The organism is Halomonas sp. MCCC 1A13316 (assembly GCF_014931605.1).
Lineage (GTDB): Bacteria > Pseudomonadota > Gammaproteobacteria > Pseudomonadales > Halomonadaceae > Halomonas.
Genome location: NZ_CP053382.1, coordinates 1,663,909 through 1,690,607, shown reverse-complemented (window position 1 = coordinate 1,690,607; position 26,699 = coordinate 1,663,909). Strand labels below are relative to the sequence as shown.

Sequence of the window (26,699 nt, the reverse complement as noted above, 5' to 3'; positions counted from 1 at the left end):
TGAGTCGTTTATTATGCCTATCATGTAGAATATCGAGAAGCAAACGACCGTTTTATTTTACTTCGACGTTGGTGGCACGGTTCCGACGCCGAAGCCGAGGGAGGAGCGACTGGCATGTCTGAGCAAGTAGAACGCGATTCGATGGACTTCGACGTGGTGATCGTTGGCGCCGGCCCCTCGGGGCTGTCGGCCGCCTGCCGCCTGATGCAGCAGGCCAATGAGGCAGGTCAGGAGCTGACGGTGTGCGTGGTGGAGAAAGGCTCCGAGGTGGGTGCACATATTCTATCCGGGGCCGTCTTCGAGCCTCGCGCCCTGCAAGAGCTGTTCCCCGACTGGGAAGAGCGTGGTGCCCCGTTGACCACCCCCGCGACCCGCGATGAGGTCTATCTGCTCAAGGATGCCGAAAAGGCCCAGAAGCTGCCCAACGCCCTGGTGCCGAAGAGCATGCACAATACCGGCGGCGACATGAAGCGTTACGTGATCAGCGCCGGCAACCTGTGCCGCTGGCTGGCCGAACAGGCCGAAGGGCTCGGCGTCGAGGTATTCCCCGGCTTCGCTGCCCAAGAGGTGATCCACGACGAAGACGGCACCGTGCGCGGCATCCTCATCGGCGACATGGGCGTGGCCGCTGACGGTACACCCAAGGACAGCTACATGCCGGGCATGGAGCTGCGCGCCAAGTATACGCTGTTCGCCGAGGGCGCCCGCGGCCATCTGGGCAAGGCACTGATCTCGCGCTTCAAGCTCGACGAGGGCAAGGACCCCCAGCACTACGGCATTGGCCTCAAAGAGTTGTGGGACATCCCCGCCGAGAAGCACGAGCCGGGGCTGGTGCTGCACGGTTCGGGCTGGCCGCTGGCCAGCGACACCCACGGCGGCTGGTTTCTCTATCATGCCGAGAACCATCAGGTGGTGGTCGGCCTGATCATGGACCTCTCCTACAAGAACCCCTGGCTCTCGCCGTTCGACGAGTTCCAGCGGATGAAACATCACCCGGTGCTGGCCAAGCACCTCGAGGGCGGCAAGCGCGTGGCCTATGGGGCACGGGCCATCACCAAGGGCGGCCTCAACTGCCTGCCGAAGATGACCTTTCCCGGCGGCCTGTTGATCGGCTGCGATGCCGGTACGCTGAACTTCGCCAAGATCAAGGGGCTGCACACGGCGATGAAATCCGGCCTGGTGGCCGCCGAGACGGTATTCGAGGCGCTGGCCGATGGTGACGAGGGCGGACGTGAGCTGACCGCTTTCAGCCACAAGTGGGAGCAGAGCTGGGCCTACGCCGAACTCGAGGAGACCGCCAGTTTCGGCCCGGCGCTGCACAAGTACGGCACCGTAGGCGGTGGGGCCTACAATTTCGTCAACCAACTGCTCGGCGGAAAACTGCCCAACCTGCACGACACCACGCCGGACCACGCTGCCCTCGAGCCGGCCGAAAAGTTCGAAAAGATCGACTACCCCAAGCCCGACGGCAAGCTCTCCTTCGACAAGCTCTCCTCGGTATTTTTATCGAATACCAACCATGAGGAGGACCAGCCGAGCCATCTGAAGCTGCTGGATCCGGCAATTCCCGTTCAGGAGAACTTGCCGAAGTACGCCGAGCCCGCTCAGCGCTATTGCCCGGCCGGGGTCTACGAGATAGTGGAAGACGACGACGGCAAGCCACGCTTCCAGATCAACTTCCAGAACTGCGTGCACTGCAAGACCTGCGACATCAAGGATCCGGCGCAGAACATCAGGTGGGTAGCGCCGGAGGGCGGCGGCGGACCCAACTACCCGAACATGTAAGGGTGACAAGCAGACGAAGGGCGTGCCATTGGCACGCCCTTCGTCGTGCTGCAAGAAGAGAAACTCGGGAAGAACTGCCCGTGGCCTTCACTCAGCTGCGACCAGCGGCAGCCTGGGTGGTTGCCGACACCAGCCGAGACAGCAGAGCGTGCGCTTCATCTGCGCGCGGTAGCTCGGGGGTTAACAGACCCAGCTCATGCACGGTCTCGAGACAGTGTCGCACGGCGTCGATACCGAAGCCGCGGCCGGCTAGGATCTCGCGATAACTGACGGTATGCAGGTCAGTGAAGCCACTAGAGAATTCGAACTCTTCTCCGTCGCAGGTGATGCTGCGATAGGTGGAGTGTTGGCCGCTCACGCGCTCGGGCAGATCCTCGGCATCGATGGAAAGAAACCAGCGTACCCGCGCCTTTTCGTATTCGAGATAGCCGGCGGCTTTGTGCTCGTCGTGGTAGTGCAGCACCAGCTTCTGCAGCTCGCCGAAGATGAGGTACAGCATATCGAAGAAGTGAATGCCGATTTCAGCTATCACGCCGAACGATTTTCGCGGGTCGCCCTTCCAACTGACCAAGTACCAGGGCCCGCGTACCGTGATATAGGTCAGTTCGACCTCGTATCGGCCCTCGCGTCGCTCGGTCAGCACCTTGTCACGCAACTCATGAATGGCCGGATGGTGGCGTAGCTGCATGACGCTGTATACGCGATGCCCGGTCTCTCGCTCAATGCAGCGAAGCTCATCGAGCTGAGCCGGGATAGACACCAGCGGCTTCTCGCAGATCACATCGCAGCCCAGGTACAGCCCGGCGGTAATGTGCGCACTGTGCAAATGGTTGGGGGAACAAACCACCCAGTAGTCGACCCCCTTCCCCTTCTGCCGCCTGAGCCACCAGGCATGCTCCATGAAGCTCTCGAACTCGGTGAAAAACGCACAGTCGGTCGAGATGGAATCGATAATGCCTACCGAATCGTTGATATCGTAAGCCGCTACCAAGGTGTGTCCCGTCTCCTTGATAGCCTGCATGTGTCGAGGCGCGATGTATCCGGCAGCTCCGATGAGGGCAAAATTCATCGTCTTCTCCCTCGGTTCCCTTGACCGCCATGCTCCCTGTCCTTCGGCTGACCTGCAGGTCGCTCACAGGTAATTAAAGCCTAGCTCAGTCAGCCTCGTGCCACCGGCCTTGACGGGTCACGAACCCATTCGCTCCACGATCCAGGGAAGAGTCGGGGCATGGGGCGACCGGCAATGGCATAAGCCAGGATGTTGTGGCAGGCGGTCACGCCTGAGCCGCAGTAAGCCACGATGGCCTCGCCACGGGGAAGCTCGGCATCCAGCGTCTCGGACGCTTTGAAGCGTCCAGCTTCGGTCAGGTTGGCAGCACTGGGTCGACACACCGCACCGGGAATGTGTCCGGCAACCGGATCGATGGGCTCGGCCTCACCGCGAAAGCGCTCCTCACTACGGGCATCGACCTTGAGTTCCCGCCCCGAGAAGACTTCGTCTGCGCTCATGCAGGCGCTGTCATCGAAGCTCGGCTGCCAGCGGCTCGGTTCGGGTTGCACCTCCTGTCCCAGCTCAAGCTCGCCGCCCTCCTCCTGCCAGGCACGCAGCCCCCCGTCGAGTACGCGGACGTCAGGATGGCCCGCCCACACGGCCAGCATCCACCAGGCCCGAGCCGCGGCCAGTTGACCGCCCATGTCGTCCAGCACCACAACGGGGACGGCAGGTGAGATTCCGAGCCGCTGTAGCGTGTCGGCAAAGGCATCGGACGGCGGCAATGGGTGGCGGCCGCCTGCACCGGGTTCTGCCGCAAGGTCGCGATCGAGGTCGAGATGCAGGCTACCCGGCACGTGCCCGGCTTCCCACAGGCGATGACCGGCTGCGTTATCACCCAGCCGGGCACGGCAATCGAGAACTCTGGGTGGATTTCGTCCTTGCTGCGACGCGGCCAGCTCGGCGGCAGTGATCAGCACTTGGCTCATGCGCGTTCTCCTTGGACAGGCACGGTACGCGCCCCCTCGCTGGCAAGCAGTTCAATGGGAGCTCGGCAGGCCAACAGGCGACGCCGCCCGGCCTGTTTGAAGTTTACCTCGATGACCGGATCCGCGGGATCGCCCTCCACCACCACGACCTCGCCCTCGCCGAATACCGCATGGCGCAACCATTGCCCGGGGCGATACGGCTGTGTTGAATAGGTCGCGCCCGGCTCAGCAACTGCTGGTGCGCGTTGCGTCAACTTGACACCCTCACGATCCACTGCGGCCAGGTAGCGCGAGACCAGCTCGGGTGAAGCGACTGTCAGCGAGGCATCTCCCTGCGCTGGGTCCGACAGCCGAGCCGCGACTTGGCGGCAATCTTCCCATGCCGTCTCGGCAAGGAAGCGACTGGGACGATGGTCGCCACCGTCGTGTAGCAGCAGCAGGCGCTCGCATGCGCGGGTTACGGCAACGTAAAACAGGCGTCGCTCTTCTTCCAGACGCTCGGGCGACAGCGGATTGTCGCGGCTGTAGTGGGGAAAATCTTCTTCATTGACGCCTGCGACCATCACCAGCGGCCATTCCAATCCCTTGGCGCCGTGCACGGTGGTGATCAGCAGCCCGTCGGCATGATTTTCGACAGGGCGCTCGAGCAGTTCGATGAAGGCGTCGATGTCACGTGTCTCCCCCGCCTGCTCGACGAGCACGTCGAGCAGGCGCACGTCCTCTTCGCCTTTCTCGCGGCGTGCGGCGGCGCGCTTGAGTACCTTTTCGGCATCCAGGGAGTCGATCACATGCGTCAGCAGACGCGCCGGCTCCCAGCGGCCGAGACGGGGAAGTTCACACAGTAGCGTCCAGCGCCGCTTCAGGTTGCGGCGCTGCATGGGTTTGAGGCCGGCCAGCAAGGGATCGTCCCGTTCAGGGTAGTGCTGCGTCTGCGCCAGCCGCTGTGTCAGGGCAACGAGACGTTCACGGGCAACGAACGGTGTGGGTTGCTCGAACATGCGCAGAAGATGTGCCGGGTCGAGCAGCAAGGCCGGGGTCCGTGCCAGGCGCAGGTAGCCGGCGAGTGCCTGCACCAGTGGCAGACGGAAGACGAAGCGATCCTCGCGGGAGAGGCGAAACGGGATGCCGGCTTGCAGCAGTTGCAGTTGAACGGGCACCGACAATGCCCAGCTGCGCACCAGTAAGCACGCCTCGCTCAACGCTCGCCCGACGTGTTGCCAGCTGTCGAGGGTAGCCAGTAACGCCGCTCGCCCCTGTTCGACGGTCAGTTCGGTGCGTGGATTACCGGGGGCGGCAAGGCATAGCTGGTCGGGCCGCCGCCGATTGGCGGCGATGGCATGGTTGGCCAGCAGTGCCAGCGAGTGGCCATGGCGGAAGGTGGTGGAGAGCGGGTAATCGGTCGCCGCACCGAAAGTCGCGGTGAAATGCTCGCGCATGGTGTCGGGATGGGCTCCCCGCCACTCGTAGATGCACTGGTTGGCATCCCCTACCGCCATCACGTCGGCGTCGCGTCCGGCGAGCAGTGCCAGCAGGCGCAGTTGGGCCTGGTTGATGTCCTGGTACTCGTCGACGATCGCCTGGTCGAGAAAGCCCTGGACCCGTCGTACCAAGCCGGCATCCGCCTCCAGCGCGCGCAGGGGCCGATAGAGCAGGTCGGAATAGGTCATGAGACCGTGCTCTAAGAGCAGCGCCTCGAGGCGCTCGAAGGCCTCGGCAAAGTGCTCGGTGCCTTCGTCGTAATCGAGCCGCTCCAGGAGGGTGCCCGCCGGCATCATTTCGGCCTTCACCAGGCCGCAGAAAAGCGCCAGCGCCTCCAGGGTATCGGCCTCAAGAGCCATCTCACGCTGTTCGCCATCCTCCAGTACGTCAAGGGTAGCCTGGCGCAGCAGCCGCTCCACCTGCCAATCGGCGGCGATCAGTCGGCGCGGTGCCAGTGCGCCCCAGCGGGTGAGGCTCGCGGTCAGACGATGTCCCAGCGAATGAAAGGTACGCACGTCCGGCAGGCGCTGGCCCACTGGCGCCATCTCGACGAGCCGACGCTGGAAGTCGTCGCGCGCCGAGCGGTTGAACATCAACACCAGGACCCGGTTCGCCGGGACCCCGCGTGCGAGCAGGTGCAATACGCGCGCAACCAGGGTGGTAGTCTTGCCGGCACCCGCCACGGCGGCTACCCGGGCATGACCGGCATCGTGCTCGACAACGGCACGCTGCTCGACGGTCAGCCTCACGGAGCCTCGGCGGGCAAATTGCCCAGCGGCTGCCATACGCCTGCACTGGTCAAGCCGAGTTCGTTCCCACCGCCCTCCTCCTGGCGCTGTTCGGCACAGTCCACCAGGCGGTAGAAGACGTTGCGACCCAGACGGGCCGAGAGGCCGAAGCGCACTGGCACCTCCGGCACCTGCGTGCCGTCAGGCGTGGCACTCAGCTGCAGCCGATGCACGTCGTCCAGTCGCAAGCGGTCGCCGGCATTGGTAGTGAACCACCAATCCCCTGCCGTGTCCTGCTCGGCATCGACCACGACGAAGGGGCGATCGACCACATGGATACGCTGCTTCTCCACCGGGGTGACCAGATAATAGTGGCCGTCGTGTTCACGTCGCAGCAGCGTCGAAAGCAGCCTGACCAGGCGGGCGCGTGTCATTTCGCTGCCTTCGTGGAACCAACGGCCGTCGGCGGCAATCTCCAGGTCCATCTCCCCGGCCTGGGTCGGCTGCCAGCGGTCCACAGGAGGAATGACCCCATCGGGCTCGACGTGGTTGAGCAGTGGGTCCAGGTTCATGCTTGTCCCTTCGACATGAAATTCTCCCCCTGGCTACACCAGGCCGGCCCGGGCCAGGACATCGCGAGTCTCGTCAGATACCTCCGGAGCGGCCTGGCGAAACAGCTGGTAGAAGTTGGCCGTGGTCTGCATGGCAACCTCGTCGATGCTGATACGACGCTCTCTGGCGATGCACTGGGCCACTTCCACTACCCAGGCCGGCTCGTTAGGCTTGCCGCGATGCGGCACCGGCGCCAGGTAGGGGCTGTCGGTCTCGATCAGCAGCCGGTCGAGAGGCACACGGCGCGCCACCTCGCGCAGGCTCTCGGCATTACGAAAAGTGACGATACCCGACAGCGAGATGTAGAAGCCGTGACCAACCGCCTCCCGCGCCATCTCGAGGTCTTCGGTGAAACAGTGCAGCACCCCGCCGATGGCCGGATCGCTGTGTTCACGAATCAGTGCCAGGGTGTCCTCGCGGGCATCGCGGGTATGCACGATCACCGGCAGCTCGAGCTCGGTGGCGGCAATCAACTGACACCTGAAGCGCTCGCGTTGCACCTCCCGCGAAGGCACGTGCTCAGGCGTCTTTTCGAGATAATGGTAATCCAGCCCGCACTCGCCGATGGCCACGGCACCGAAGCGCTCCGCCGTCTCTTTGATAAGCTCGAGGTCGGGCTCGCGCTCAAGCAAATGCATCGGATGCACGCCAGCGGAGATCGCCACGTCGGCGTGCTCACGAGCGATCCCGGCCAGGCTCGGCACGTCCTCGAGGGTCACCGCAATGGCAAGGAACTGGCGCACGTCGCGTGCGCGGGCCGCCTCCAGAGCGACGGTGAGGCTGCCGTCGTGAGTCTTCGGATCGAGGCGGTCGAGGTGACAGTGAGAGTCGACAAACATGCAGGGTGAAACTCGTCAGTTGTATGGCCCGAAACGGCAGTGCTTACCATCACAGGGTATAGGTCGGGGCGCCTTTGTCCAGTTGGCCTGCCAGCAGGGCCTCGATACGGCCGCGCACGGCCTGGTCCTCATGGCTGAAGTGAATACCGATACCCGGCACTCGCCTTCCTGCCACGCCATCGGGCGAGACCCACACGACCTGGCCGGTCACCGGCACTCGCTCGCTCTCGCCGGGCAGGGTCAACAACAGATAGACCTCCTGGCCCAGCTCGTAGCGCTCGCGAGTGGGCACGAAGATACCGCCCCGTTCCAGCAGCGGCATATAGGCGGAGAGCAGCGTCTGCTCGTCCTGGATCGTCAGTGACAAGGCCTTCTGCGGTGCCATGAGTTCTCCTCCCTTCGCCCTGCGTCAGGAGCGCAGCAGGGTCGACCAGCGTACCAGCCAGGCCTCGAGGACCAGCTGAGGGTTGGGATTGCCGCCCGCAGCCAATAAACGGCGCTGCTCGCGGGCGAAGTCCAGTAGCCGGAACCAGTCCCGCACCCGGGCGTTCTTGACCGCCTGGCGGTAAAGCGGCAACAGGTCGGGGTTGCGTACTTCTTCGGTTTCCCCCGACAAGCCCAGGCGGATGAGATCCTCGAGCCAGGCAATACCGTACCACAGGATCGACTCCAGGGACTGTCGGTCGAGGCGGGCCGCCTCGGCTACCGGCTCAGCGCCGCGCACCAAGGCATCGAAGGTTTCATGCAACTGCTTGCGCAACGCCCTGGATTCGGGGGTGGCCAGCTCGGCCGCCAGCAGCGGCAGGCCGCCCGAGACCTGATACCAGAACGCGGCTTCTTCGCGACCGCCCAGTTGCGTCGACAGCCACTCCAGGTTCAGTTCGGGCTGCGGCAGCGGCAGGCTCCAGTGCTGGCAGCGCGAGCGAATGGTGGCCAGCATGCGCGAAGGAACGTCCGCGAGCAGCACGAACTGGGTCCGCCCCCCCGGCTCCTCAAGGCTCTTGAGCAGCGCGTTGGCGGCGGCCACGTTCATCGCCTCGGCCGGCGATAGCACGATCACGCGATAGCCCCCCTGCTGGGCGGTCTGGGCCACGAAGGCATTGACCTCGCGGATGGGGTCGATACGGATCTGCCGCTTGCCCTCTTCCGGTGAGACTCGCAGCAGGTCGGGATGATAGCCGGCCGCCAGCATGCGGCAGCCGTGGCAATGACCGCAGGCCACCTCGCCCGGAGAGGTGCACAGCAAATAGCCGATCAGAGCTTCGGCGAAGCGCTGCTTGCCGACACCATGCGGCCCCGAAAGCAACAGCGCATGAGGCAGCCGAGCACCGCGGTGCAGCGTCAGGAACTGTCGCCACAGCGGCTCCTGCCAGGGCAGCGGGGTCGGCAGAGAGGGCTCGCTCACAGCCATGCCCCGAGCCGCTCATCCAGGCATGCAGCAAGGCGCGCCTGCACGGTTTCCAAGGGGGCATCCGCATCGACGACCGCCACCCGCCGGGGGGCTGCGCCGGCACGTGCCAGATAGGCTTGCCGCACGGCCTCGAAGAAGGCTGCGTGCTCCTGCTCGAAGCGATCGCGAGTGTCGCCGCTGGCGTCCAGGCGACCCTGCAGGCGTCGCTGGGCGGCGTCCACCGGCATATCGAGCAGCAGCGTCAGATCGGGCTCGAGCCCCTGCTGCACGAAGCGCTCCAGCTCGGCGATACGGCCCGGGTCGATGCCACGTCCACCCCCCTGGTAGGCGAAGGTGGCGTCGGTGAAACGGTCGCAAAGTACCCAGGCGCCACGCTCTAGTGCAGGACGAATGCGCTGCGCCAAGTGCTGGGCACGGGCGGCGAATACCAGCAGCAACTCGGCATCGTCGGCGAACGGTTCGTCGACCTGCGGCGAGAGCAGCAGCTCACGAATGGCCTCGGCCCGCGGCGTGCCGCCCGGCTCCCGGGTGCGCACCACCTCGACGCCGCGTGCCAACAGCCACTGGGCCACCCACGCCAGATTCGTCGACTTGCCGACTCCCTCGCCGCCTTCCAGAGTGATGAATCGTCCACGCTGTTGCATCGGAGCTCCTGTGCGTCCGGCCGCTCAACGGTTGCGAATGTAGCGGTTCACGGCATTATTGTGTTCGCGCAGCGTACGCGAAAAGTGGTGCCTACCGTCGCCCCGCGAGACAAAGTAGAGGGTCTCGCCGGGCAGCGGATCGACGGCGGCCTCGAGCGCGGCTCGCCCCGGCATGGCGATGGGGGTCGGTGGCATGCCATCGATGGTATAGGTGTTGTACGGAGTCGCTTCCTGCAGGTCGGCGCGGGTGATACGTCCCTCGTAGCGGTCACCCATGCCATAGATCACGGTCGGGTCGGTCTGCAGGCGCATGCCGCGCTCCAGGCGACGCTTGAAGACACCGGCAATCTCGCGACGCTCCTCGGGGGCTCCGGTCTCACGTTCGATCAGTGACGCCATGATCAACGCCTCATAGGGCGTCTCGATAGGCAGGTCGTCGCTGCGCTCTGCCCAGACCTCGTCCAGCACTTGCTCCATGCGTGCCAATGCCTGACGCAGGATGTCGGCGTCGCTCATACCCTTGTGGTAGCGATAGGTGTCGGGAAAGAACCAGCCCTCGGGGTGACGCCCCTCGCGGTCGAGCAGTGCCATGATCTCCTCGTCGCTGAGGTCAGCGGTGCGGCTCTCGAGCTTGGGTGCGGCATCGAGACGGGCACGCATCTGACGGAAGTTCCAGCCCTCCGGAATGGTCAGTGGATAGGTGACGACCCGGTCGCTGCCGAGCAGTTCGACCAGTTCACGCCCGCTCATGCCCGGCTCGAGCATGTACTCGCCGGCTCGCAACTGCGGAGTGGTATCGGGTTCGACTCGCGTCAACAGGCGAAACACCCACTCGTCCTCGATCACACCGCGCGCCTCGAGGTCCGCGATGACTCGGTTGTACCCCGCCCCACGCGGTACTTCGTAAAGGGTTTCCTCATCCACCGCGATGGGGGCGTCGAGCCGGCTCTGCCAATAGCGATAGCCGGCGAACACCGCTACGGCCGCCAAGACGACCAGCACCACCAGAAACTTGACCAAACGCAGCATGCGCCTTCCTCGTTGCCCTATTCATTGCCCACGACACTCACTCCGCGGAAACAAGCCGGCGAAGACCGCCTGGCCATGTTCGACCCGCACGGCTTAATTTCCGCAGTCTGTCGGGTATCCCAGTAGCCCATGGGCCTCACGCTGAACGCTGCGATGAAGGTCGAGCAGCGTCCAACGTCGCTGTATGACGCCATCGGCGGCATCCAGGCGCACGACGGGCCAGAGCCCTTGGATGGAGTTGCCGAGCCACACGGCCTCGGCTTCCATCAGCACCTCCGGTCCCATGGTGACTTCCGTGACCGACAGCCGTTCCATCAGGCCGGCTCGCAGCGTACCTGCCACACCGCAACCGTTGAGTCGCGGTGTTTCGAGCCGTCCCTGGCGCTGCCAGAAAAGGTTCATGCAGGTAGCTTCGATCAGGTTCCCCTGGCTGTCGCAGAGCAACCCTTCCGCCACCTCGGGTTCACTCCACTCACTGCGCGCCAGCACGTTCTCGAGCCGATTGAGGTGCTTGATTCCCGCGAGCAGGGGCTGGATGCCCAGTCGCAAGTGGCAATGTCGCACCCGCACGCCCGTCTCCCACCGCTGGGCTTGTGGCGTAAAGCGGGACAGCTGCCACAGCAGGCGCGGCGCGGACGAAGATGAGGGGAGGTAGCCGCGACCGCCGCTGCCACGGGTCAGAACCAGTTTGAGTACCTGCAGTCCAGTTCCCGCCTGAGCCGGCAGGCCGTCGAGTTCGTCACTAGCCGGCATGGGAATGCCCAGCACGCGACACCCTCTCGCCAACCGGGCCATGTGTTGCGGCCATAGCAAGGGTTCGCTATCGCGAACCAGCACGGTTTCGAACAGCCCGTCACCATAGGCCAGGCCGCGGTCGTCGACCGGAATCTGTGCTTGCGCTAACGGCCGAGTCATCAAAGATGCTCAGCGCAGCCGGGAAAACACCAGGGTACCGTTGGTGCCCCCGAAGCCAAACGAATTGGATAGCGCCACGTCGATCTTCATCTCACGCGCCGTATGCGGCACGTAGTCGAGATCGCAGCCCTCCTGGGGATTGTCCAGGTTGATGGTCGGCGGTGCGACCTGATCCCGAATTGCCAGAATGCAGAAGACCGCTTCGACGGCGCCGGCAGCGCCCAGCAGGTGACCGATCATCGACTTGGTGGAACTCACCGCCACGGAAGAGGCTTCCTCACCCAGCACCTTTTTCACCGCACGGGTCTCAGCCAGATCTCCGGCCGGGGTCGAAGTGCCATGTGCATTGATGTAGTCGACTTTCGAAGTATCCAGGCCCGCATCGCGTATGGCATTACGCATGGACAGCGCCGCCCCGTTGCCGTCCTCGGGCGGTGCGGTCATGTGGTAGGCATCGTCGCTCATGCCGAAACCGGTCAGCTCGGCGTAGATGCGTGCGCCACGCGCCTTGGCGTGCTCGTACTCCTCGAGCACCAGAACGCCCGCGCCGTCCGACAGCACGAAGCCGTCGCGGTCGCGATCCCAAGGACGACTGGCGGCCTGAGGATCGTCGTTGCGGGTCGACAGCGCCCGCGCTGCGGAAAATCCGCCCAGGCCCAGCGGCGTGGTGGCCATCTCGGCGCCGCCGCAGATCATCACGTCGGCATCGCCGTAGGCGATGGTGCGTGCGCTGTAGCCGATGTTATGGGTGCCGGTAGTACAAGCGGTGGTAATGGCGATATTTGGGCCCCGGAAGCCATGCTGGATGGCCAGGTTGCCGGAAATCATGTTGATGATCGATCCGGGTACGAAGAACGGCGAGATACGGCGCGCACCGCCCTTCTGGAGCGCATTGTGGTTCTGCTCGATCATTGGCAGCCCACCGATACCGGAACCGATGGCGACACCGATACGCTCAGCGTTCTCCTCGCTGCACTCGATACCGGCATCCTTGATGGCTTGCGCTCCCGCTGCCACCCCATACTGAATGAACAGGTCCATTTTGCGCGCATCTTTCGGGTTCAGGTACGGGCTGATGTCGAAGTTCTTGACCGAACCGCCGAAGCGAGTGTTGAAGCCGGTAGCATCGAAATGCTCGATGGGGGCAATACCGCTGTTGCCGGCCAGGATATTTTCCCAGCTCTCATCGACGGTATTGCCCACCGGCGTGACCAGTCCCAGCCCGGTCACCACAACTCTACGAGCCATCAGAAATCCTCCAGACAACCTTGATGACACGGCCCTTCTCCCAGACCGCCATTTGCGCGCATTATACCGGACATGCTCCTTGCATGGGCAGCCACGGTCTCGATACAAAGCAAAAAGCCGCCCTGGCACTCAGGACGGCTTTTCAAGGGCCCTCAACGGAACCCTCACCTCAGCAAGCGGTGACGACCGCGCCCTTACTGATGGGCGTTGACGTAATCGATGGCTTCCTGAACGGTGGTGATCTTCTCGGCTTCCTCATCGGGAATTTCGGTATCGAATTCCTCTTCGAGCGCCATGACCAGCTCGACGGTATCCAGGGAATCAGCGCCAAGGTCCTCGGTGAAGGAGGAGCTGTTCTGGATATCCTCTTCCTTGACATTCAGGCGCTCGGCCACAACCTTCTTCACGCGCTCTTCGATGGTGCTCATTATACGTACTCCAGTCGTTCAAGTTAGCCGTTCAGATGACCAGCCGTTTGGTCCGCAAACTCAAGCTGCGGGGTAGTTTATAGACGCCCCCCTGTCGGCGCAACCACCGACCCTCAGGGGCTTCAACGCATGTTCATGCCACCGTTGACCTGCAATGTCTCGCCGGTGATATAACCGGCGCCCTCGCTCGCCAGGAAACCGACGGCAGCTGCGATCTCACCGGGCTCACCAAGGCGCGCCAGCGGAATCTGCGTCAACAGCGCCTGGTGCTGCTCCTCGGGCAGTGCCCGCGTCATGTCGGTGGCAATGAAGCCAGGCGCCACGGCGTTGACGGTGATCGCTCGCGATGCCACCTCACGCGCCAGGGCGCGAGTGAAGCCTTCCATGCCCGCCTTGGCGGCAGCATAGTTGGTCTGGCCGAGATTGCCCATGGTCGCCACGACCGAACTGATGCTGACGATACGACCGAAGCGAGCTCGGGTCATGCCGCGCAGGCAAGCCTTGGTGACCCGATAGACTGACTTGAGGTTGGTATCGAGCACCGCATCCCATTCGTCTTCCTTCATGCGCATCAGCAGATTGTCACGCGTGATGCCGGCATTGTTGACCAGAATGGTGGGCGCGCCGAACTCCTCGGTAATGCTCTTGATCACGGCATCGACACTGGCCTGGTCGGTCACATCGAGTGCCCGGCCGGCCCCCTCGATACCGTGGGCACGCAGGTCTTCATCGATCCTGGCCGCACCCGACTCGGTGGTGGCGGTACCGATCACTACGCGCCCCTGCCGGCCAAGCTCATGAGCAATGGCCTGGCCAATGCCACGGCTGGCACCGGTCACCAAGGCGATTCTGCGTTCGCTGGACATAACCTGTTCCCGCTCCGAATGCTGTTTGGTCCTGGGGCTCGATGCCCCTCCTTGTATGGGCTGGCCGTGCCTTACTGACCGACCGCCTCGCGCGCCAGGCCGAGCGCTGCCTCAAGACTGTCGGGGTCATTCACCGCCAGCCCCTTGCTGCCTTTGACGATGCGTTTGCCGAGGCCGGTAAGCACTTTGCCCGGCCCGCACTCGATGAACACCGAGGCACCCGCCGCCTCCATCGCTTCGACACATGAAGTCCAGCGCACCGGCTGGTAGAGCTGCTCGACTAACCGCGTACGCAATGTCTCGACATCGGCATGGGCATGGGCGTCCACGTTCTGATAAACGGTATAGCGCGGTGGACGCATGTCGAGGTCGGCAATGGCAGCCTTGAGTCGCTCGGCGGCCGGCCGCATCAAAGCACAGTGCGAAGGCACCGAGACCGGCAACGGCATGGCACGCTTGGCGCCCGCCTCCTGGCACAGGGCGATGGCGCGCTCTACGGCGGACTTGTCACCAGCGATCACCACCTGCCCCGGGGCATTGTAGTTCACCGCTGCCACGACCTCATTCTGCGCTGCCTCGGCGCAGGCTGTTTCAACGGTGGCAGCCTCGAGCCCGAGGATGGCCGCCATGCCACCCCGACCGACCGGAACCGCCTCCTGCATCGCCTCGCCACGCAAACGCACCAAACGAACGCCATCGGCGAAACCCATGACGCCAGCACACACCATAGCACTGTATTCGCCCAGACTATGTCCCGCCATGGCACCGGGGCGAGGGCCTTCCAGCTCCTGCCATACACGCCAGATGGCAACACTGGCCGTCAGCAGCGCCGGCTGGGTACAGGCGGTAGCGTTCAGAGCCTCGTCGGGCCCCTCCTGGACCACTTTCCACAGGTCGTAGCCCAACGCATCGGCGGCTTCTTCGAAGGTCGTCCGCACGACGCTATAGCGTTCCGCCAGCTCCCGCAGCATACCCACCTGCTGGGAGCCTTGCCCGGGAAAGACGAGGGCAAGGGGTTGAGTCATGTCGTTCACCATTGCTCTTGTTGAGTGCTGTCACAACGGGCATCAAGCTCCACGGCGAGTCGCCTGGGCAAGTCACGCCTGACTTCCTGCACGGCCCGCGACACAGCATAGAAAAAGCCAGTGGCATCGGCACTGCCGTGACTCTTGATCACGATGCCATCGAGTCCCAGCAGGCTGGCGCCATTGTAGCGCACCGGATCGAGTTCATTCTTCAGCCGGCGTAGCGCCGGCCTTGCCAACATGCCGACCAGACGGCTGCTCCAGTGCGACTCGAAGGTCAACTGAACCCGCTCGATCAGCATGCGCGCCAATCCTTCGCTGGCCTTGAGTACCGCATTGCCAACGAAACCATCACACACCACCACATCGGCGGAGCCGGCAAATATCCCGTCCCCCTCGATGAAGCCGATATAGTTCAGCGAGCCCATCGCTCTCAGCAGTGCATCCGCTTGGCGCACCGCCTCACTGCCCTTGGTGCCCTCGCTGCCCACATTGAGCAACGCCACCCTGGGTGCGGCGAGCTCGTCTACATGGCGCGCCATGACCTCCCCCATACGGGCGAAGTCCACCAATCGCCCCGCAGTTACATCGACATTGGCGCCGAGGTCCAGCAGGTAGCAACGCCCGTCGCTGCGGGTCGGGATGGCAGTGCAGATGGCGGGGCGCGGGATGCCCGCCACGGTGTCTAGCGCGCGCCGAGCCAGGGCCATCAAGGCACCGGTATTGCCAGCACTGACACCCGCCGCAGCATTGCGGTTGGCCACGTGGGCGAGCATCAACGCCATGCTCGTGTCGCCGCCATGCCGCAGCGCATCGGAGGGTCGCTGATTCTGGCGAATCAGACCCGATGCATGATGGACGCACAGATGCGAACCAGCCGCGGCGAGATGCCGCGGCAGATTCTCGAGCTCGTTTGACAGCTGGTCGCCCGGGCCGAACAGATCGACTTCCAGTCCCGGGCAAGCCTGGACTGCAGCAGCCGCACCGTGAACGGCGACAGCGGGACCGACGTCTCCGCCCATCGCATCGATGGCAATCCGCACGTTCAGGTGCCGATGGTCATCGACAGTGGGTCGACTCAGGCGTCGACCACCTTGCGGCCACGGTAGAAACCGTCCGGAGAGACGTGATGACGCAGGTGAGTGGTGCCGGTTTCCTTGTCCTGAGACAGGGTCGGTGCGCTCAAGGCGTCGTGGCTACGACGCATGCCGCGCTTGGAACGAGTCTTACGGTTCTGTTGAACTGCCATGGGTGTCACTCCGAAGTGAGACGATAAACAATCAGGATTTGTCCTTGAGGTGACGCAGCACCTCGAAAGGACTAGCAGGAGTCGGCTCGCTTGATTCGGCCTCCTCGCCGCTGCTCAGCTGGTCGCGCGAGACACGGCAATGCGCCTCGTCGTGGTAAACCACCTGGGGCAGACTGAGGATCAGTTCATCCTCGATCACCTCCAGCAGGTTCAGCTGTTCGTTTTCCACCAGCACCGGCTCATGGGTGCTCGGCAGCTCTGCCGCCAGCGCATCGCTCGAAACCATGCCCAGCAGGAACTCGCTCTCGACATGCTGGGCCATGGGCTCGAGGCAGCGCCGGCAAGGCAACTGCAGCTCGGCTTCGACACGACCGCGGATCTCGCGGCGGCCCTGGGCGTCGATACCGAAATCGAGCCATACCTGACAATCGCCTGCCTGCGCACCCACCTGCTCGGCCAGACGCTCGAACTGGTCGAGAGCCATCAGGCCGGAGAGGCTTTCGCTGCGGGCGGCAAGCCGGTAAGGCTCGACCCTATTGGGTAGTCGTGAGGTCAACATAGGCGCGCAATGATAGGCACTCCCCATGCCCCTGTCAAAGTCGCCTTCTCAACAAGTTACAATGCCCGCTCGCTCGGATCCCCGATGACCCTTTTCGCACACCCCAGGAGCGCACCATGCCTCGACTCGTTCTCGCTTCAGGCTCCCGCTGGCGCCGTCAACTCCTTGACCGTCTGGGGCTGCCATACGCCTGGACAAGCCCCGACATCGACGAGACACCTCGCCCCGGCGAAGCACCCGAAACGCTGGTACATCGGCTGGCTCTGGCCAAGGCCAGCCGCGTGGCCGAAACACACCCGGAACATCTGGTGATCGGCTCGGATCAGGTCGCCGTGTTCGACGGTGACATTCTCGGCAAGCCCGGCGACACAGCGACGGCTCTGGCACAGCTGGCGCGTTTCTCCGGCCGTCGCGTGACCTTTCTCACCGGCCTCGCACTGATCGATACCCGCAGCGCACGCCACTGGGTCTGCCATGAACGCTACGACGTCCTCTTTCGCCAGCTCACCGAGGGCGAGATAGCTCGCTACGTCGAGCGCGAGCAACCCCTGGACAGTGCCGGCAGCTTCCGCATGGAGGGGCTCGGCATTACTCTGTTCGAAAAGCTCGAGGGCGACGACCCCAACACGCTGATCGGCCTGCCTCTGATTCGGCTGTGCGCGCTGCTTCGCGAAGCGGGCCTCGACCCGCTAGGGGATCAGGGCAACTGGTAACGTACGGGCGAGCGGCTGGACGGTACGCCCATCCATTCGGCGGCTACGCGACCGAACTGGCGGCTCAGGCGTTCGAAGGGAGCCAGTCGCGGCGTGTAGTCGTGCAAGCGCACCTCGCCGAGCAGCTCGCGACTCAGGGCATCGAGACTGCTGATGCCATCGATCAGTCCAAGCTCCAGGGCCTGCTCGCCATTCCAGATCAGGCCGGTGAAGAGCCGTTCGTCATCGGCCAGGCGATCACCGCGCCCCTGCCGCACGGCCTCGATGAACTGGTCATGGGTGGTATCCATCACCGTCTGCCAGAATTCGCGCTCTTCCGGCGCCACAGGCGAGAAGGGATCGAGAAACCCTTTGTTTTCGCCGCTGACATAGATGCGCCGCTCGATACCGAGGCGCTCGATCGCCTCTTCGAAGCCGAAGCTGGCGAAAATGACGCCGATGGAGCCCACCAGGCTCGCCGGCGCCGCAACGATCTCGTCAGCCGCAGCCGCCATGTAGTAAGCACCGCTGGCGCCCACATCCTCGATCACCGCGATGATCGGCTTGTCGCCCTCCTCGCGCAGGCGCAGGATCTCGTTATAGACACGCTGGGACTGCACCGGGCTCCCCCCCGGGCTGTCGATATGCAGCACCACGGCAGTAGCGTTGGCCGCCTCCCAGGCACGGTTCAGCCCTTCGATGATGCGCTCGGCGCTGGCTGGCGACTCGCTGTCGATCACCCCGCGCACCGTAACCACTCCCAGGTGCTGGCGCTCCGGCTCAGTGATCGGATCGCCGAACAGGCTATAGAAGGTGGCCATCAACGAGGCCAGGATCAAGGCGGCAAAGAGGAATCGGAAGAACAGCTTCCAGCGCCGCGAACGACGCTGCTCGACTAGCACCCCGTCTATCCAGCGGTCGAGCATCTCCTGCTGCGCCAGGCGCTGGCGCTCGCGCAGCGCTTCGGCGCTCTCGGCTGCCGGTGCCGGCTTTTCGCTCTTTTCCCGGCGCGCCTCGCCAGCCTGCCCGGAGGTCAACTCCGGCCCTTCGGTCCAGCGGTCTTCACGCTTGTCATCGCTCATCAGGTCGCCTTCCTTTCACCTCTATCGATTCAACCAGTCAAACAGCTCGGTAACCGCCCCGGCAGTATAGACAGGGCGGCTCGTCGCCAGCCGCTCGGGGGCATGTACACCCCAGGTCACGGCAACCCGATCCATGCCGAGGGCGCGCGCCATCTCCAGGTCGTACTCGGTATCGCCCACCATGACGGCCTCCTCGACCGGCACGTCGAGTTCGACCAGCAGCTCCTCGAGCATCTGAGGGTGTGGCTTGGAGCGGGTCTCGTCGGCAGTACGGCTGGCATGGAACCAGCCGCCACTGCCGCTCTCGCGGAAGATCCGATCGAGCCCGCGCCGGCTCTTGCCGGTTGCCACGGCCAGGCGTCTCGCGCCTTGCTTGCGCAGCGCGGCAACACCGGTCTCGACGCCGGCGAAGAATGCCATCGGCGTGCTATCGCCCTCGACGAAATGGTGGGCATAGCGGCTGCGCAGCAGCTCGAAGCGCTCGGCATCTATGCCCGGGCACAGCCGGTCGATGGCTTCGGGAAGTCCCAGGCCGATGATGTCGCGCACGGCGGCGTCCTCGAGGTGCCCCCAGCCGGCATCGCGCGCCGCCGCCTGCATGCAGGCGACGATACGAGCGGCGGAGTCCATCAGGGTGCCGTCCCAGTCGAAGATCACCAGTCGATAGCGCATCGCAACTCCTGTAGAAGTTCCAGTGGCATGTCGAGCCTCAGCGGCTCTCTCGGGCTCGTTCGAGCACCTCCTCGAGCTCTTCGGGAAGCGGCGCGCGAATCTGTACCGGGCGTCCGCTACTGGGCTCGGGAAAAGTCAGCGACTCGGCATGCAGGAACAGACGCGACAAGCCCAGGTGGCGAGCCAGCGACATGCCTTCCCGCGAGCCGTACTTGTCGTCGCCGAGCAGTGGGTAGCCGGCATGAGCGGCATGCACGCGGATCTGGTGGGTACGCCCGGTCACAGGCTCGGCCTCGATCAGCGTAGCCTTGGGGTACGCCTCGCGAACGGCGAAGCGGGTTCTCGCCACCTTGCCGGCCGCATCTACACGCACCCGGCGTTCGCCATTGCCGGCATCGTAGCGATCAAGACGGGCACTGACGAACTCACGGCGCGCGGGCCATCGCCCCGCCACCAGCGCCAGGTAGCGCTTGTCCATCTGGTGATGCTTGAGCGCCTCGTTGAGCGTCAGCAGCGCCGGGCGCGACTTGGCCAACAGCAGGCAGCCCGAGGTATCGCGATCCAGGCGATGGACCAGCTCAAGGAAATCGAGATCCTCCCGCACCTGGCGCAAGGCCTCGATGAGACCGATCTTGACGCCGCTCCCCCCATGCACCGGAAGACCGGCCGGCTTGTTGAGCACCAGCCAGCCCGGACCCTCTACCAGCACGCTGCCGGCCAGCAGGTTGCGCAACCCCTCACTGACCTGCTTGACCGCCTCGCGCGGGGCCAGCTTGAGCGGCGGGATGCGGACCATGTCGCCCACCTGCAGGCGATAGTCGGCCTTCACCCGCTTCTTGTTCACCCGCACCTCGCCCTTGCGCACGATGCGGTAGACCAGCGTTCGCGGCACGCCTTTCAGGCGCGTTATCAGGAAGTTGTCGACCCGCTGGCCCGACTGGCCTTCGCCCACCTCCACCCACTGTACGTCGCGCCCCTCGGCCATGACACTCCCGCTGAAAATCCGTTGTGAGGCCGCATTCTAACGCACTCGACGACGCGCTGCGCCAATTGCTGACGATTGCCAATACTGCTATATTGCGAGCTCGCTCGGATGGATCCCTTCGGTCCCATGGCGCCTGCACGACAGACACGCAGGCCGGAGCGACGAAATCGGGCGACGACGACCCTACAATGGGTCCCGACGCCAACGAGTGATAGACGCAAGAAGTAGACAAGTAGTGACGCCACGCCCGGACCCGACTCGCGACAGTGACAGGCGAGCGGTGGCCACGGGAATCGTTCCACATCGTGCCGGTGGCCGGCGTTGGCGAATCGATGAATGCCAGGTGTCTGGCGGTGACAGCAGGGCCGGATGGGAGAAGCCCCACCGAGACATGTCCTGCCTCCGCCACGTACTCAACATGATCATGTCGTATTGGGCCCGTTTCGGGTACCGGTACGATCGGGCGCCACTGCGCATCCGCGACATGCGCTGAGCACAAGCACGCAGCACCCAGAGGTTCGCCTTCTTCGAAGCCTACCGGCGCGTCCAGTTTGCGAGACAACATGAAACGGATGCTCATCAATGCGACCCAGCCCGAAGAGCTGCGCGTCGCGCTGGTAGACGGACAACGCCTGTATGACCTGGACATCGAATCGGGTGCCAGGGAGCAAAAGAAAGCCAATATCTATCGCGGCAAGATTACCCGCGTCGAGCCCTCCCTCGAAGCCGCCTTCGTCGACTTCGGGGCCGATCGTCACGGCTTTCTCCCTCTCAAGGAGATCTCCCGCGAATACTTCCTGAAGGACACCTCGGGGCGCCCCAGCATCAAGGAGGTGCTCAAGGAGGGTCAGGAAGTCATCGTGCAGGTCGACAAGGAGGAGCGCGGCAACAAGGGTGCGGCGCTGACCACTTTCATCAGCCTGGCCGGCCGCTTCCTCGTGCTGATGCCCAACAATCCTCGCGCCGGCGGTATCTCACGGCGCATCGAGGGCGAAGAGCGCACCCAGCTCAAGGAAGCCATGGGCCAGCTCACGGTACCGGAGAAGATGGGCGTGATCGTGCGCACCGCCGGTATCGGCCGCAGCAGCGAGGAGCTGCAGTGGGACCTCAATTACCTGGTCCAGGTGTGGGAGTCGATCACCGAGGAGGCCGGCAAGCGCCAGGCGCCTTTCCTGATCTATCGCGAATCGGATGTTATCATTCGTGCCATGCGCGACTACCTGCGCCAGGACATCGGCGAGGTGCTCATCGATGATCCGACGGTGCATCAGCGCGCCCTGGCTTTCATTCGCCAGGTCATGCCCTCGTACCAGCAGAAGATCAAGCTCTACGCCGATGAAGTCCCGCTGTTCTCGCGCTTCCAGATCGAATCCCAGATCGAGACCGCCTACGAGCGTGAAGTGAAACTGCCCTCCGGTGGTTCCATCGTCATCGACCACACCGAGGCCCTGGTCTCCATCGATATCAACTCGGCGCGCGCCACCCGTGGCAGCGACATCGAGGAAACCGCGCTGCAGACCAATCTCGAGGCGGCCGATGAGATCGCCCGCCAGTTGCGCCTGCGTGACATCGGCGGTCTGGTGGTGATCGATTTCATCGACATGAGCCCGGCGCGCAATCAGCGTGAGGTCGAGAATCGCATGCGCGACGCGCTCAAGCTCGACCGCGCCCGCGTACAGATCGGTCGCATCTCGCGCTTCGGCCTGATGGAAATGTCGCGCCAGCGCCTGCGCCCGTCGCTGGGCGAAACCAGCGGCGTGGTCTGCCCGCGCTGCAACGGCCAGGGCACCATTCGCGACGTGCGCTCGCTGTCGCTGTCGATCATGCGCCTGATCGAAGAAGAGGCGATGAAGGAGCGCAGCGCCCAGATCCGCGCCATTCTGCCGGTGCCGGTCGCCACTTACTTGCTCAACGAGAAGCGCTCGGTACTCGCCGACATCGAGAAGCGCCAGGGTGTGCGCGTCCTCGTGTTGCCCAATCCCGACATGGACACGCCGCACTACGATGTTCAGCGCTTGCGCGACGATCATATCGAGGAGGAAGGCGAGCAGGACAAGTCCAGCTTCGAGCTGTCGGTAGATACCGAAATCGGCAAGGAGCCGGACACCAGCATCGCCAAGCCGGTCGCCCGCACCGAGGCGGCCGTCAAGACAGTTATTCACAACGAGCCGGCCCCAGCCTCACTGCAACAGGAGCCGGCCCCGCAGCCCTCTCCTACGGCTGCCACCCCAACTGCCGCCCCTACGGGCGCAGCCCCGGCTTCTGGCGTACTCGGTCGCCTGCTGAAGGGTGTCAGCAAGTTGCTCGGCGGGGGCGAAAGCGATACATCCACTTCGCAGCAGCCCCGCAAGCCGGTCACACCTCCTCAGTCTCGCAGCAGCGAGGAAGAGCGTGGCGAGCGCAACGGTCGCCAGCGGCGTCGCTCGCGTGGCGACGCCCAGGATGACAACCGCAGCCAACGCGGCCAGACTCGCCAACAGGAAAACGCCCGCAGCGACTCACGCCAGGAGGCGCGCCAGGACAACGCAACTGGCCGTAGTGAAGGTCGTGTTGAAGGCCGCAGCGAAGGACGCGGCGGTCGCGGTCGCAACCAGGCGCGTGCCGACAAGCCCCAGGCTAGCGAAGAGGGACGTCAGGGCAGCAAGCCACGCAGCCGTGACGAAGCTCCTCGTCGCCAGAAGGCCGAGCCCCAGGAAAAACCCGCCGAGCAGGCGGCCGAACCGACCAGAGCCGATGATGGCAAGCCCAAGCGTACGCGCAACAACCCGCGTAACCGCACACGTCAGCATGCCATCAATCCGCAGGCCGAAGCCGAGCAGAAACGACTGCAGGCAGGCGAGCAGGCGGAACTCGCCACCGACGAGGCAGAGGTCGAGCAAGCCAAGGCTGAATCACCCAAGTCGGTAGAGAAGCCCGCCGAGCCGGTCAAGGCCGAGCAGCCCAAGCCGGATGCGCCCAAGCCGACGGAGAAGCCCGCCGAGCCGGTCAAGGCCGAGCAGCCCAAGCCGGATCAGGCCAAGGTCGACGCACCCAAGCCGGTGGAGAAGCCTGCCGAGCCGGTCAAGGCCGAGCAGCCGAAGGCGGATCAGGCCAAGGTTGACGCGCCCAAGCCGGTGGAGAAGCCTGCCGAGCCGGTCAAGACCGAGCAGCCGAAGGCAGATCAGGCCAAGGTCGACGCGCCCAAGCCGGCGGAGAAGCCCGCCGAGCCGGTCAAGGCCGAGCAGCCAAAGGCAGATCAGGCCAAGGTCGACGCGCCCAAGCCGGCGGAGAAGCCCGCCGAGCCGGTCAAGGCCGAGCAGCCGAAGGCAGATCAGGCCAAGGTCGACGCGCCCAAGCCGGTGGAAAAGCCTGCCGAGCCGGTCAAGGCCGAGCAGCCGAAGGCGGATCAGGCCAAGGTCGACGCACCCAAGCCGGTGGAAAAGCCTGCCGAGCCGGTCAAGGCCGAGCAGCCGAAGGCGGATCAGGCCAAGTTCGACGCGCCCAAGCCGGCGGAGAAGCCCGCCGAGCCGGTCAAGGCCGAGCAGCCGAAGGCGGATCAGGCCAAGGTCGACGCGCCCAAGCCGGTGGAAAAGCCTGCCGAGCCGGTCAAGGCCGAGCAGCCGAAGGCAGATCAGGCCAAGGTCGACGCGCCCAAGCCGGCGGAAAAGCCTGCCGAGCCGGTGGAGTCAAAGCAACCGGAACAGGCCGAGGCAGAAGCTCCTGAGTCGGAGGAAAAACCTGCCGTCGAAGAGTCGCCTGCAGCCGCTCGTCGACGCCGCCGCGCGCACAATGACCCGCGCGAGATACGTCGGCGCGAGCAGGAAGCGCATAAAGGCAACCAGGGCTGACAAGCCACGCCGCAAACGAATGGCCCGCGCACTTGAACTGCGCGGGCCATTTTCGTTGCTAAACGGGTGTTTGCCGAGCGACTTCGTTAGCGGTGGACTCAAGCCAGCCTGGGTTCGCGCTCCAATACCACGCCGAAACGTGCCTGAACCTGCTCGACTACGCGATCGGCAAAGGCCAGTAGCTCTGCGGCGCTGCCGCCCCCAAAGTGAACCAGCACCAGAGCCTGGCGGTCGTGCACGCCGAAATGGCCGCTACGCCAACCTTTGAGGCCGCATTGATCGATCAACCAACCGGCAGCCAGCTTGACACGCCCATCCGGCAGTTCGAAATGCGGCATCGCAGGCCATGACGTCATCAGTTCAGCGGCCCGCTCCGATTCGACGATGGGATTCTTGAAGAAGCTGCCGGCATTACCAAGCTCTGCCGGGTCGGGCAGCTTCTCGCGGCGAATGGCGCATACCGCCTCGGCCACCTCGAGCGGGCCTGGGCACGGTCCTACCCGCTGGGCCAGATCGCCATAAGCCAGGCGTGGTGAGGCCACCCGGGTCAGGCGTAGCGTCAAGCCGGTAATGACTACCCTTCCCTCCAACTCGCCCTTGAAGATGCTGTCACGATAGCCGAAGGCACACTCCTCGGGAGTGAGTACGGCACTGCGGCCATCCTCCACGAACAGTACCTGGACCGCCTCGAGCACCTCGCATAGCTCGACGCCATAGGCGCCGATGTTCTGGATCGGTGCGGCGCCGCAGAAACCCGGAATCAGCGCCAGGTTCTCCGTCCCCCATAGCCCGCGGCCGGCCAGGGCCATGACCAACGCATGCCATTCGACCCCTGCCCCAACATGCACCAGAACGCTGCTGCCCTGTCGCTCCAGCCACCAGTGGCGCAGCGCCGGCTTGAGCACCAGCCCCGATAACCGCTCGGGAAGGATCAGATTGCTGCCTCCGCCGAGGACGGTCAGGATCCAATCCCGCTCGGCCGCCTGGCGCAGCAGTCGTCGCAGCGGCTCGATGGCCGCCGGCGCGGCGAAGTGCTCGGCACGGCAGGGCAATCCCAAGGTGTTGGCCGAACTCAGATCATGTTCGGCCAGAGTGGCATCGCTCAACGCCGCGCCCCCTCAAGACGCCGGGTGATATCCTCGACCAGGCCGCGGGAAGCGGACTCGATCAGGTCCAGCACCTCCTCGAAGCCCCGCTCGCCACCGTAAAAGGGGTCGGGTACCGGGCGGTCGACATGACCGGCAAAATCGAGGAAAAGGCCTATGTGGGCCTGACACTCCTCGGGACACAGCTGGCGCAGCGCCGCCAGGTTGTCGTGATCCATGGCCAGAAGGTAATCGAAGCGCTGGAAATCCTCGCCCGACAGTTGGCGCGCGCGAAGCTCGCTCAAGTCGATGCCACGACGACGGGCGGCGTCCGCGGAGCGCGGGTCCGGCGACTTGCCCACGTGCCAGTCACCGATGCCGCACGAGTCGACCTCGACACGATGCGCCAGCCCTGCCGACTCGAGCTCCCGACGAAACACGCCTTCGGCGGTGGGTGAACGACAGATATTGCCGAGACAGACGAACAGAACGCGCATGAGTCTCCTCCTGCTTACGAATTCTCGATCAGCAAGGCCCTGACGCGCTCCAGGTCCTCGAGCGTATCGACACCGGCTGGATTGGGCTCGGCAGCCAGGGCCACCTGGATGGCATGGCCGTGGTGCAGCGCCCGTAGCTGTTCCAACTGCTCTAGCTGCTCCAGCGCCGCGGGGCTCCAGTCGCGATACTCCGCCAGGAAAGCAGCACGGTAGGCGTAGATTCCGATATGGCGAAGCCAGGCATCGGTCTCGAGCCACTCCGGACGCGTGGCGAACGACTCGCGATCCCAGGGAATGGGGGCGCGCGAGAAATAGAGAGCACGGCCGGAAAGCGCCCGCACCACCTTGACCACGTTGGGATTGAACAACGTCTCGACGTCGGCGATAGGCTCGGCAAGGGTCGCGATGGAGGCGCCGGGGTCGTCATGCAGCCGCATGGCGACCTGGTCGATCAAGCGCGGCGGAATCAGCGGTTCGTCGCCCTGCACGTTGACCAGCACGGCGTCGTCGGCGAGCCCCAACTGGTCGACCACCTCGGCCAGACGGTCGGTGCCGGAGGAATGGTCGGCGCGGGTCATCACCACCTCGGCCCCCAGCGGCAGCATGGCGTCTCGTATACGTGCATCATCAGTGGCCACCACCACGCGACTGGCGACGCTTTCGCTGGCACGTCGCCAGACATGCGCCACCATGGGCTCACCGCCGATGTCGAGCAGCGGCTTGCCCCGAAGCCGAGAGGAGCCGAAACGTGCCGGAATCACCGCAATGAAGGCGTTTTCCTGCGCCATCACACCTCTCCGGTACGACCGGGTGAAGCCGGCAGCTTCTCGTCGACCTCCATCCGGCGCGCCTCTTCGGGCAGCATGACCGGAATGCCGTCGCGCACCGGATAGGCCAGGCCATCGTAGTGGCACAACAGTTCCTCGGCCTTGCGGTCGTACTTGAGCTTGCCCTTGCACAGCGGGCAGACCAGCATGGCCAGCAATTCCTTGTCCATCGTCTCACCTCTATCGTCCACGAGTTCCGTCCACGAGTTTCATGCTCTTATACATTTGACCATAC

The 26,699-nt window shown here is 64.5% G+C and carries 27 protein-coding genes; 3 read left to right on the top strand and 24 right to left on the bottom strand.

Going from position 1 to position 26,699, the window contains the following annotated elements; genetic code table 11:
* Positions 1 to 114: 114 nt before the first annotated feature.
* Positions 115 to 1,785, top strand: a complete 1,671-nt coding sequence (locus tag HNO52_RS07870; protein ID WP_197568597.1) for an electron transfer flavoprotein-ubiquinone oxidoreductase — start codon at positions 115 to 117, stop codon at positions 1,783 to 1,785.
* Positions 1,786 to 1,876: 91 nt separating this feature from the next.
* Here the strand turns inward: HNO52_RS07870 and HNO52_RS07865 are convergent, their stop codons facing one another.
* The 17 genes from HNO52_RS07865 to HNO52_RS07785 all read right to left on the bottom strand — a co-directional run bounded on the left by HNO52_RS07865 (position 1,877) and on the right by HNO52_RS07785 (position 16,797).
* Positions 1,877 to 2,854, bottom strand: coding sequence for a Gfo/Idh/MocA family oxidoreductase (locus tag HNO52_RS07865; protein WP_197568596.1), 978 nt, complete (start codon positions 2,852 to 2,854; stop codon positions 1,877 to 1,879).
* 89 nt (positions 2,855 to 2,943) lie between these two features.
* Positions 2,944 to 3,765 carry a sulfurtransferase gene (locus HNO52_RS07860; protein WP_197568595.1) on the bottom strand — a complete coding sequence of 274 codons (822 nt, stop codon included), beginning with the start codon at positions 3,763 to 3,765 and terminating at the stop codon, positions 2,944 to 2,946.
* Positions 3,762 to 5,993 (bottom strand): ATP-dependent helicase, encoded by a 2,232-nt coding sequence (locus tag HNO52_RS07855; protein ID WP_197568594.1) that lies wholly within the window; start codon positions 5,991 to 5,993, stop codon positions 3,762 to 3,764. The genes HNO52_RS07860 and HNO52_RS07855 overlap by 4 nt, the downstream gene beginning before the upstream one ends.
* Positions 5,990 to 6,544: a DUF1285 domain-containing protein gene (locus HNO52_RS07850; RefSeq protein WP_197568593.1), complete on the bottom strand. Its 555-nt coding sequence runs from the start codon at positions 6,542 to 6,544 to the stop codon at positions 5,990 to 5,992. Before HNO52_RS07850 ends, HNO52_RS07855 begins: the two co-directional genes overlap by 4 nt.
* Before the next feature lie 33 nt (positions 6,545 to 6,577).
* A complete protein-coding gene (locus HNO52_RS07845; RefSeq protein WP_197568592.1) occupies positions 6,578 to 7,423 on the bottom strand; it encodes a TatD family hydrolase in 846 nt (281 codons plus the stop codon).
* Between the two features lie 49 nt (positions 7,424 to 7,472).
* On the bottom strand, positions 7,473 to 7,808 hold the full coding sequence (locus HNO52_RS07840) for a PilZ domain-containing protein (protein WP_197568591.1): 336 nt from the start codon (positions 7,806 to 7,808) through the stop codon (positions 7,473 to 7,475).
* 24 nt (positions 7,809 to 7,832) lie between these two features.
* Positions 7,833 to 8,834, bottom strand: a complete 1,002-nt coding sequence (locus HNO52_RS07835) for a DNA polymerase III subunit delta' (RefSeq protein WP_197568590.1) — start codon at positions 8,832 to 8,834, stop codon at positions 7,833 to 7,835.
* Positions 8,825 to 9,478, bottom strand: coding sequence for a dTMP kinase (gene tmk, locus HNO52_RS07830; RefSeq protein WP_197568589.1), 654 nt, complete (start codon positions 9,476 to 9,478; stop codon positions 8,825 to 8,827). Before tmk ends, HNO52_RS07835 begins: the two co-directional genes overlap by 10 nt.
* A gap of 24 nt (positions 9,479 to 9,502) precedes the next feature.
* A complete protein-coding gene (gene mltG / locus HNO52_RS07825; RefSeq protein WP_197568588.1) occupies positions 9,503 to 10,507 on the bottom strand; it encodes an endolytic transglycosylase MltG in 1,005 nt (334 codons plus the stop codon).
* A 93-nt stretch (positions 10,508 to 10,600) separates the two neighbouring features.
* Positions 10,601 to 11,422 (bottom strand): aminodeoxychorismate lyase, encoded by an 822-nt coding sequence (gene pabC, locus HNO52_RS07820; protein ID WP_197568587.1) that lies wholly within the window; start codon positions 11,420 to 11,422, stop codon positions 10,601 to 10,603.
* A 9-nt stretch (positions 11,423 to 11,431) separates the two neighbouring features.
* On the bottom strand, positions 11,432 to 12,673 hold the full coding sequence (gene fabF, locus HNO52_RS07815; protein WP_442907172.1) for a beta-ketoacyl-ACP synthase II: 1,242 nt from the start codon (positions 12,671 to 12,673) through the stop codon (positions 11,432 to 11,434).
* Between the two features lie 191 nt (positions 12,674 to 12,864).
* Positions 12,865 to 13,098 (bottom strand): acyl carrier protein, encoded by a 234-nt coding sequence (gene acpP, locus HNO52_RS07810; RefSeq protein ID WP_008956801.1) that lies wholly within the window; start codon positions 13,096 to 13,098, stop codon positions 12,865 to 12,867.
* 122 nt (positions 13,099 to 13,220) lie between these two features.
* Positions 13,221 to 13,964 carry a 3-oxoacyl-ACP reductase FabG gene (fabG, locus tag HNO52_RS07805; protein WP_197568585.1) on the bottom strand — a complete coding sequence of 248 codons (744 nt, stop codon included), beginning with the start codon at positions 13,962 to 13,964 and terminating at the stop codon, positions 13,221 to 13,223.
* Positions 13,965 to 14,035: 71 nt separating this feature from the next.
* The gene (gene fabD, locus HNO52_RS07800; RefSeq protein ID WP_197568584.1) at positions 14,036 to 14,989 is read right to left on the bottom strand and encodes an ACP S-malonyltransferase; all 954 of its coding nucleotides are present in this window, start codon (positions 14,987 to 14,989) and stop codon (positions 14,036 to 14,038) included.
* 5 nt (positions 14,990 to 14,994) lie between these two features.
* Complete coding sequence (gene plsX, locus HNO52_RS07795) at positions 14,995 to 16,032, bottom strand: phosphate acyltransferase PlsX (RefSeq protein ID WP_197568583.1); 1,038 nt, start codon at positions 16,030 to 16,032, stop codon at positions 14,995 to 14,997.
* Between the two features lie 35 nt (positions 16,033 to 16,067).
* Entirely contained in the window at positions 16,068 to 16,238 is a 171-nt protein-coding gene (rpmF, locus tag HNO52_RS07790; protein ID WP_021820795.1) for a 50S ribosomal protein L32, read from the bottom strand.
* A 31-nt stretch (positions 16,239 to 16,269) separates the two neighbouring features.
* Positions 16,270 to 16,797: a YceD family protein gene (locus HNO52_RS07785; protein ID WP_197568582.1), complete on the bottom strand. Its 528-nt coding sequence runs from the start codon at positions 16,795 to 16,797 to the stop codon at positions 16,270 to 16,272.
* 116 nt (positions 16,798 to 16,913) lie between these two features.
* Between HNO52_RS07785 and HNO52_RS07780 the strand changes: the two genes are divergently transcribed.
* Positions 16,914 to 17,510, top strand: a complete 597-nt coding sequence (locus HNO52_RS07780; protein ID WP_197568581.1) for a Maf family protein — start codon at positions 16,914 to 16,916, stop codon at positions 17,508 to 17,510.
* Here HNO52_RS07780 and sppA read toward each other — a convergent pair.
* The 3 genes from sppA to HNO52_RS07765 are packed head-to-tail and all read right to left on the bottom strand — an operon-like array spanning position 17,495 to position 20,228.
* Positions 17,495 to 18,571: a signal peptide peptidase SppA gene (gene sppA, locus HNO52_RS07775; protein ID WP_197568580.1), complete on the bottom strand. Its 1,077-nt coding sequence runs from the start codon at positions 18,569 to 18,571 to the stop codon at positions 17,495 to 17,497. The genes HNO52_RS07780 and sppA overlap by 16 nt on opposite strands.
* Positions 18,572 to 18,592: 21 nt before the next feature.
* Entirely contained in the window at positions 18,593 to 19,243 is a 651-nt protein-coding gene (locus HNO52_RS07770) for an HAD family hydrolase (RefSeq protein WP_197568579.1), read from the bottom strand.
* Between the two features lie 37 nt (positions 19,244 to 19,280).
* Positions 19,281 to 20,228 (bottom strand): RluA family pseudouridine synthase, encoded by a 948-nt coding sequence (locus HNO52_RS07765; protein WP_197568578.1) that lies wholly within the window; start codon positions 20,226 to 20,228, stop codon positions 19,281 to 19,283.
* Between the two features lie 563 nt (positions 20,229 to 20,791).
* Between HNO52_RS07765 and rne the strand changes: the two genes are divergently transcribed.
* Positions 20,792 to 24,055, top strand: coding sequence for a ribonuclease E (rne, locus tag HNO52_RS07760; RefSeq protein WP_197568577.1), 3,264 nt, complete (start codon positions 20,792 to 20,794; stop codon positions 24,053 to 24,055).
* A 98-nt stretch (positions 24,056 to 24,153) separates the two neighbouring features.
* Here rne and murB read toward each other — a convergent pair whose 3' ends face one another.
* From murB to HNO52_RS07740, 4 genes are read right to left on the bottom strand one after another with little or no spacing between them, the layout of a single operon-like run.
* Positions 24,154 to 25,161, bottom strand: coding sequence for a UDP-N-acetylmuramate dehydrogenase (murB, locus tag HNO52_RS07755; RefSeq protein ID WP_197568576.1), 1,008 nt, complete (start codon positions 25,159 to 25,161; stop codon positions 24,154 to 24,156).
* On the bottom strand, positions 25,158 to 25,637 hold the full coding sequence (locus tag HNO52_RS07750; protein WP_197568575.1) for a low molecular weight protein-tyrosine-phosphatase: 480 nt from the start codon (positions 25,635 to 25,637) through the stop codon (positions 25,158 to 25,160). The genes murB and HNO52_RS07750 overlap by 4 nt, the downstream gene beginning before the upstream one ends.
* A gap of 14 nt (positions 25,638 to 25,651) precedes the next feature.
* Positions 25,652 to 26,425 (bottom strand): 3-deoxy-manno-octulosonate cytidylyltransferase, encoded by a 774-nt coding sequence (kdsB, locus tag HNO52_RS07745; RefSeq protein ID WP_197568574.1) that lies wholly within the window; start codon positions 26,423 to 26,425, stop codon positions 25,652 to 25,654.
* A complete protein-coding gene (locus HNO52_RS07740) occupies positions 26,425 to 26,634 on the bottom strand; it encodes a Trm112 family protein (RefSeq protein ID WP_197568573.1) in 210 nt (69 codons plus the stop codon). The genes kdsB and HNO52_RS07740 overlap by 1 nt, the downstream gene beginning before the upstream one ends.
* Positions 26,635 to 26,699: the final 65 nt, after the last annotated feature.